Origin of the sequence: Pseudomonas sp. FYR_5 (genome assembly GCF_043106315.1) — a bacterium.
Classification (GTDB): domain Bacteria; phylum Pseudomonadota; class Gammaproteobacteria; order Pseudomonadales; family Pseudomonadaceae; genus Aquipseudomonas; species Aquipseudomonas putida_Y.
The window spans coordinates 1-7,513 of sequence record NZ_JBICMK010000104.1; the positions used below are offsets into that span (position 1 = coordinate 1).

Genomic DNA, 7,513 nt, shown 5'->3' on the forward strand with positions numbered 1-7,513 from the left:
GTTGCCGCCGCTACCGTATTCGCGGGTAAACCCGCTCCTACACCAGATTGGTGGTAGACACATGTCGGGGGGGGACTCATTCCGTTGTGCGCGGTGGGCTGCGACGCAGCCCCAACAGGTGCAGTGAAATACCTCACCCCGCCACCCGCACCACCCCCAGGTCAATCCCCAGATGCACCAGTTCGGCATGCGAACTGACCTGCAACTTGCTCTTGAGCAAGGTCAGGTGGTTGGACACGGTCTTGGCACTGATACACAACTGCTCGGCAATCACCCGCGCCGGGGTACCCTTGGCCAGCATCGTGAATATCTCCAGTTCGCGCTGGGTCATGCGCTGCAACCGCGGGTCACTGGTACTTTGCTGTGACAGGCAAGCCAGCTGGGTGGCCAGGGGCTGCTCGATGTAGGCATGCCCGGCCAACACCCGCTGCACCGCCTCGATCAGCACCTCGGGCGCCGAGTTCTTGGTCAGGTAGCCCGAAGCCCCCGCATCCAGTGCCTGGCGCACCAGCGGCAGCTCGTCGTGCATGCTGAAAAACAGCACCCGCAACTGCGGCAGGCGCTGGCGCAGGCGGCGGGTGGTTTCCAGGCCACTGATACCGGGCAGGCCAAAGTCCATGATCACCAGGTTGGGCACCTGCTCCTGGACCCTGGCCAGCGCCTCTTCACCACTGGCGGCCTCACGTACCTGCACCAATGGCAGCACCGCCCGCAGCAAGCTGGCGTAGCCCTGGCGGACCACGGCGTGGTCATCGACCAACACGATATTCATCACACCTCCTCGGGAATGTTAAGGGCCAGCGCCCAGCCACCCCCCGGGCGGCTGAAAATGCGTAACTCGCCCCCAAGGCTGCGGGCGCGCTCGGCCATCGAGTGCAGGCCTACCCCTGGGCGCTGGGGCTGGTGGGCGCCGCAGCCGTTGTCGCGAATGAACAGGCGCAAGCCCTTGGTACTGCGCTGCAGGCGTACCCGCACCTGGCTGGCACCGGCATGCCGGGCGACGTTGGTCAGCGCCTCCTGCAACAAGCGGTACAAATGCGTTCGGCTCGGCCCAGTCAGCGCCGGCAAGTGCTCGCCAACCCGCAGCCGGCATTCGATACCCTGGCTGGCCTGCCACTGGCTCACCAACAGCCCGAAGGCCTCGGCCAGCGGCATGTAGTGCAGCGCCACCGGATACAAGTTGTGCACCAGCGCGCGAAAACCTTGCTGCAGGCGCTCGCAGTTGAGTTCAAGGGCCTGCGCCGTCTGCGTCACCACTTCTGGCTGTTCGGCCACCATACGCAGCAGGCATAGCTGGGCACGCATGCCTGCCAGGTATTGCCCCAGATCATCGTGCAGGGTCTGCGCCAGCTGGGTACGTTCCTGCTCCTGCACCGCCAGCAGGGCCTGGGTCAGCTGGGCATTGTCGGCCTGGGCCTGCTCCAGGGCTGCGGCCATGCGGTTGAAGTGTTTCGCCAACTGGCGCGCTTCCGGCAGGCCGGCTTCGCGCAGGCGTGCCGTCAATTGCCCGCCCGAGACCTGGTGCAAGGCGCCCAGCAGCTCATCCAGCAGGTTCATGGCCCGCCGTACCGCCCAGCGGATGGTCAACAGGCTAAGCAACAATGCCAGGCCACACACGCCAAGCAGTTGCTGCAGGGAGTCCCAGACTTCATCGATTTCATCCCGCGCATCCACGGCAATCAACACACGACGGCCATCACTCAAGTCCAGCAGCCGGCTGCTGTGGTAGCGCTCGCCGAACAACTGGCGGCCGAGCCAGGCATCCATACCAGCCTCTTGCGGCAGCCTTGGCACCTCACCCGCTGCCAGCCAATGCACCCGCACATGGCGCAGGCTCTTGGTCAAACCGGGCTGCAGGTTTACCGGGTCGCGTTCGGCGGTGTCGCCCAGGTACGCCACCACCGCTTCGGCTGACTGCAACTCACGCTCGACGTCAGCCACCGCCTGGTGCAACAGCACCCCGGCACAAGCCAGTGTCACCAAGGCGAAGCATAACGTGACCCAGAGGTTGACTCGCCACAGGGCCGACAAGTTGACAAGGCGCACAAGCGGTTCTCCTCAGGCCGTTGTGGACCATCGTAAAACTGCGGCCCCCGCACTGAATTACTACCTTGGTACCGGCCGAGCGCTACTTTCTGCATATTTCCCCCTCCCGGCGGGCTTCCTATGCTGGCGCCATCTGCCGTGGAGTGTGTTATGCGCCAGCCTGCCCACCTTGCCTTGACCTGCCTGCTGGCCTTGGCCGCAACGCTGGCTGCCCCCCTGGCGCCCGCCGCTCAGGGCCAGGCCGCAGCCCCGCTGCACATACGCATCGGCTACCTGGGCTATCGCCCCGCCGCTGGCCCGCTGCTGTCCAACGTCATCCCCGAACCCGGCGATGCCGGGCTACAAGGTGCCGAACTGGCCATTGCCGACAGCAACAGCACCGGACGTTTCCTGAAGCAGCAATTTCAGCTGACCAGCGCCAACGTCGACAGCCCCGAGGCCCTGCTGCAAGCCGCCAGGGCCCAGCATGAACAAGGCCTGCGCCTGTTCGTGGTGAATGCCCCGGCCGCCAGCCTGCGCGCGCTGTCTACCGCCCTGCCCGACAGCCTGTTGTTCAACGCCGGCAGCCCCGACGACAGCCTGCGCAGCAGCCAGTGCCTGGGCAATGTCCTGCACAGCCTGCCGAGCCGGGCCATGCTGGCCGATGCCTTGGCGCAGTTCCTGGTACTGCGCAAATGGCAACGGGCACTGCTGGTGGTCGGCCAGACCCCGGACGACCAGGCGTACGCCGCTGCCCTGCGCCGGTCGGTGAAGCGTTTTGGCGTGCAACTGGTTGCGGAAAAAACCTGGACCTTCGACAACGACCAGCGCCGCAGCGCCCAGGCCGAGATGCCGTTGTTCACCCAGACTGCCGAATACGACGTGGTGCTGGTGGCCGACGAGCGCGGTGACTTCGGCGAGTACCTGCCTTACCAGACGTGGTATCCGCGCCCGGTGGCCGGTACCCAGGGCCTGACCCCCACGGGCTGGCACAAGACGGTGGAAACCTTCGGGGCGGCGCAGTTGCAAAAACGCTTCGAGGCCCAGGCCGGGCGCTGGATGAATGACCGTGACTTCGCCGCCTGGATGGCTGTACGCAGTGTCGCCAGTGCGGCCAGCAAGCTGCGCCTGGCCGAACCTCGCGCGGTTCAGCAACTGCTGCTCAGCGAGCAGTTGCCGCTGGACGGCTTCAAGGGGCGCAAGCTCAGCTACCGCCCGTGGAACGGCGAACTGCGCCAGCCGATCCCGTTGGTTCAGCCCCGCGCCCTGGTCAGCACCTCGCCGCAGGAGGGCTTCCTGCATCCCTTCAACGAAATGGACAGCCTGGGCTATGACAAGCCCGAAGTGACGTGTAGCTACCCCTGACCCGACAACCACAACAATAAGGAATCCGCCATGCGCCGCCCCCTCTTCCACCGGGCCCTGATTTACCCCAGCCTGCTGTCGGGCGCCCTGGCGCTGGCCAGCAGTCACGCCATGGCTGCCACCGCCTGGGTCTCCAACGAGAAGGACAACAGCCTCAGCCTGATCGACATGCAAACGCTGGAAGTCACCGAAACCCTGCCGGTGGGCCAGCGCCCGCGTGGCTTGCTGCTGTCGCACGACAGCAAGCTGCTGTATATCTGCGCCAGCGATTCGGACCGGGTGCAGGTGATGGACGTGGCCACCCGCAAGATCATCAAGGAGCTGCCTTCCGGCAAGGACCCCGAGCAGTTCGCCCTGCACCCCAACGACCGCTGGCTGTATGTATCAAACGAGGACGATGCGCTGGTGACGGTGATCGACACCGTCACCGACAAGGTACTCGGGCAGATCGACGTTGGCATCGAACCCGAAGGCATGGCGGTCAGCCCTGACGGCAAGTGGGCGGTCAACACCAGCGAAACCACCAACATGCTGCACTGGATCGACACCAGCACCCAGACCCTGGCCGACAGCACGCTGGTCGACCAGCGCCCGCGCTTCGTCGAGTTCAGCAAAGACGGTTCGCACCTGTGGGCCTCGGCAGAGATCGGCGGCACGGTGACCATACTCGACGTGGCCACGCGCCAGGTGCTGAAAACCCTGAACTTCCAGATCAAGGGCGTGCACCCGGACAAAGTCCAGCCAGTGGGCATCAAGCTCAGCGCCGATGGCAAGTACGCCTTCGTCGCCTTGGGCCCGGCCAACCATGTGGCGGTAGTCGATGCCAAGACCTTTGATGTGCTCGACTACCTGCTGGTCGGGCGGCGGGTCTGGCAGTTGGCATTCACCCCGGACCAGCGCCAGTTGCTGGCCACCAACGGTGTCAGCGGTGACGTTTCGGTCATTGATGCAAAGAACCTCAAAGTGCTCAAGTCGGTGAAGGTCGGGCGCTACCCCTGGGGTGTGGTGGTGACACCATGAACGCCCTCGATGTCAGTGACGTGAGCTTTGCCTATGGCCAGCGCGAGGCACTCAGGCAGGTCGGTTTCAGCCTGGCACCCGGGCGCTTCGCCGCATTGCTGGGCCCCAATGGTGCCGGCAAGTCGACCCTGATCGCCCTGCTCACCCGCCTGTACGACCTGCAGCATGGCGACATCCGCGTGTGCGGCTGCTCGCTACGCAACGCTGCACGCCCGGCCTTGCGCCAGCTGGGCGTGGTGTTTCAGCAAAGCACCCTGGACCTGGACCTGAGCGTTGAACAGAACCTGCGTTACCACGCCGCCTTGCATGGCCTGTCGCGGCGCCAGAGCAACCTGCGGGTCGAAGCCGAACTGGCCCGCCAAGGCCTTGGTGAACGCCGGCGCGATCGTGTGCGTGAGCTGAACATCGGCCATCGGCGGCGGGTGGAAATTGCCCGCGCGCTGCTGCACGAACCGCGCCTGCTGCTGCTGGACGAAGCCAGCGTCGGCCTCGATCCGGCCAGCCGCCTGGCGCTTAACCAGCACCTGCGCCGGCTGTGCCGCGAGCAGCAGCTCAGTGTGCTGTGGGCCACTCACCTGCTGGACGAAGTGCAGCCCAGCGATGACCTGTTGATTCTGCATCAGGGGCGCCTGGTGGCCAGTGGCACCGCCGATGCGCTGAGCCTTGAGCACGGTGGTGACCTCGATCACGCCTTTGCCCGCCTGACCAACGCCCCCTCAGGAGCCAACGCCCGATGAACGCTTACTGGCAATGTTTCAACGGCATCATGCTGCGCGAATGGCTGCGCTTCGTGCTGCAGCGTACACGCCTGCTCAGCGCGCTGGTGCGCCCGCTGCTGTGGTTGCTGGTATTCGCTGCCGGCTTTCGCGCAGCGCTGGGCATTGCCATCATCGAGCCCTACGACACCTACATCCCCTACGAGGTGTACATCATCCCCGGCCTGGCCTGCATGATTCTGCTGTTCAACGGCATGCAGGGCTCACTGTCGATGGTTTACGACCGCGAGATGGGCAGCATGCGCGTGTTGCTGACCAGCCCGCTGCCACGCCCGTTCCTGCTGGGCAGCAAACTGCTGGCAACTTCATTGATTTCCCTGCTGCAAGTCTATGCCTTCCTCGCCATCGCCTGGTTATACGGGGTACAGCCACCGGCTGCGGGCTTGCTGATGGCCCTGCCGGCATTGCTACTGGTGGCCTTCATGCTCAGTGCCCTGGGGCTATTGCTGTCGAACGCCATCCGCCAGCTGGAGAACTTCGCCGGGGTGATGAACTTCGTGATCTTCCCGCTGTTCTTCCTGTCTTCGGCGTTGTACCCGCTGTGGAAAATGCGCGAGGCCAGTCAGTGGTTGTACTGGCTGTGTGCTGTGAATCCGTTCACCCATGCCGTAGAGCTGGTGCGGTTTGCGCTTTATGAGCGGCTGAATATGCTGGCGCTGGCGGTGTGCCTGGGCTTGACCGCATTGTTCACCCTGCTGGCGATCCTCACCTTCAACCCTCAGCATGCAGCGCTGCGCAAGCCGCGCTGAAAACCTGGCGTGCAACGCGTGTGGGAGCGGCCTTGTGTCGCGATTGGGCCGCAAAGCGGCCCCAGCAATCTATGCATGATGCCGAGATCCTGGGGCCGCTGCGCGGCCCTTTCGCGACGCAAGGCCGCTCCCACAGGGATCGCGCCAGCTTTCAGAAATTGAGCAAGACAGTTGCTCCCTAGGGCGTCTCCATGCCTTCAGGCGCCCGGCCATCTACTACTTTAGTACTGCATTTACTGTCTATCGTCGCATTCACAAAGCACCGCCACTGGCATGTAATGAGTCCATAACAAAAAGGGAAAACCTCCATGCCACGTGCCCTGCCCCGGCTGCCACGCCCCTTGCTGGCGGTACTTTCGCTGAGCCTGACGCTAGGTATCGCCCAGGCTGACACGGCGCCGCTGTTCTCCGCCGACGGCTATCGCACCACGCACTACCGCAGCCCGACCCCGCAACAGGTCGAAGGCGGCCAGGTCGTCGACACCGCCACATTGCAAAGCCTGCTGGGCCAGACGCCCCGGCCGGTGCTGATCGACGTCTATCGCCGTCAATGGCTGCAAGGTCGCTTCATCGAAGACGAACCGCACAGCAACCTCCCCGGCAGCCTGTGGCTGGCCAACACCGGCGACGGCGCACTGAGCCCGGCATGGCAGGACTACTTCGTGCGCAACCTGCAAAAAGCCACGGCCGGGCACCCGGACCAACCACTGGTCTTTTACTGCCGCTCCGATTGCTGGTTAAGCTGGAACGCGGTAAAACGCGCGAAAGCCTTGGGCTATAACAACCTGTATTGGTACCGCGACGGCCTGGATGCCTGGCAGCAAGCCAACCTGCCATTGCAGCCGGCACAACCGGTGCCGTTCCCCTGAAATGCCTGCGTAGGCGTGCCCCGCTCCATCCAATAAAAACAAGGTGAAAAGGCCATGTACAAAATTCTGATTGCCGACGATCACCCCCTGTTTCGCGAAGCCATCCACAATGTCATCAGCGATGGTTTCCAGGGCAGCGAGGTCATGGAGACCGCCGACCTTGAAAGCGCCCTGGCCCTGACCCAGGCGCATGACGACCTCGACCTGATCCTGCTCGACCTGAACATGCCCGGCATGCACGGCCTCAATGGCTTGATCACCTTGCGCAACGAGGCACCGACCACGCCGGTGGTCATCGTTTCGGCCGAGCAGGAAAAGCAGATCGTGCTGCAGGCCATTACCTACGGTGCCGTGGGCTTCATCACCAAATCGTCGCCACGTTCACAGATGATCGAAGCGATCGAGCAGATCCTCAATGGCAATGTCTACCTGCCGCCAGACATCATCCGCGCGCAGAAAAGCAGTACCAGCCGGCGCCATAACGATACCCCGAGCTTCCCGCCGGAAATGCTCCAGGCCCTGACCCGCAAGCAACTGCTGGTGCTCGAGCGCATGACCAAAGGCGAATCGAACAAGCAGATCGCCTACACGCTGGACATCGCCGAAACCACCGTCAAGGCCCACGTTTCGGCGATCTTGCGCAAGCTCAATGTGCACAACCGGGTACAAGCCATCCTCAGTGCTGGCGATATCGATTTTGCTGATTATC

8 protein-coding genes are annotated in these 7,513 nt (G+C 63.8%); 6 read left to right on the forward strand and 2 right to left on the reverse strand.

Going from position 1 to position 7,513, the window contains the following annotated elements; genetic code table 11:
• Positions 1–133: 133 nt before the first annotated feature.
• Positions 134–772, reverse strand: coding sequence for a response regulator transcription factor (locus ACF8RA_RS22615; protein ID WP_003254098.1), 639 nt, complete (start codon positions 770–772; stop codon positions 134–136).
• A complete protein-coding gene (locus ACF8RA_RS22620) occupies positions 772–2,046 on the reverse strand; it encodes a histidine kinase (protein WP_176684110.1) in 1,275 nt (424 codons plus the stop codon). Before ACF8RA_RS22620 ends, ACF8RA_RS22615 begins: the two co-directional genes overlap by 1 nt.
• Positions 2,047–2,196: 150 nt before the next feature.
• Here ACF8RA_RS22620 and ACF8RA_RS22625 point away from each other — a divergent pair, with 150 nt between their 5' ends.
• From ACF8RA_RS22625 to ACF8RA_RS22650, 6 genes are all read left to right on the forward strand, one after another.
• The gene (locus ACF8RA_RS22625; RefSeq protein WP_392461245.1) at positions 2,197–3,390 is read left to right on the forward strand and encodes an ABC transporter substrate-binding protein; all 1,194 of its coding nucleotides are present in this window, start codon (positions 2,197–2,199) and stop codon (positions 3,388–3,390) included.
• A gap of 30 nt (positions 3,391–3,420) precedes the next feature.
• The gene (locus ACF8RA_RS22630) at positions 3,421–4,410 is read left to right on the forward strand and encodes a YVTN family beta-propeller repeat protein (RefSeq protein ID WP_209966628.1); all 990 of its coding nucleotides are present in this window, start codon (positions 3,421–3,423) and stop codon (positions 4,408–4,410) included.
• The gene (locus tag ACF8RA_RS22635) at positions 4,407–5,147 is read left to right on the forward strand and encodes an ABC transporter ATP-binding protein (protein WP_129932255.1); all 741 of its coding nucleotides are present in this window, start codon (positions 4,407–4,409) and stop codon (positions 5,145–5,147) included. Before ACF8RA_RS22630 ends, ACF8RA_RS22635 begins: the two co-directional genes overlap by 4 nt.
• A complete protein-coding gene (locus ACF8RA_RS22640; RefSeq protein WP_392461244.1) occupies positions 5,144–5,935 on the forward strand; it encodes an ABC transporter permease in 792 nt (263 codons plus the stop codon). Before ACF8RA_RS22635 ends, ACF8RA_RS22640 begins: the two co-directional genes overlap by 4 nt.
• Before the next feature lie 308 nt (positions 5,936–6,243).
• A complete protein-coding gene (locus ACF8RA_RS22645; RefSeq protein WP_176684113.1) occupies positions 6,244–6,804 on the forward strand; it encodes a PQQ-dependent catabolism-associated CXXCW motif protein in 561 nt (186 codons plus the stop codon).
• A gap of 54 nt (positions 6,805–6,858) precedes the next feature.
• On the forward strand, positions 6,859–7,513 hold a 655-nt coding region (locus ACF8RA_RS22650; RefSeq protein ID WP_392519594.1), incomplete at its 3' end, for a response regulator.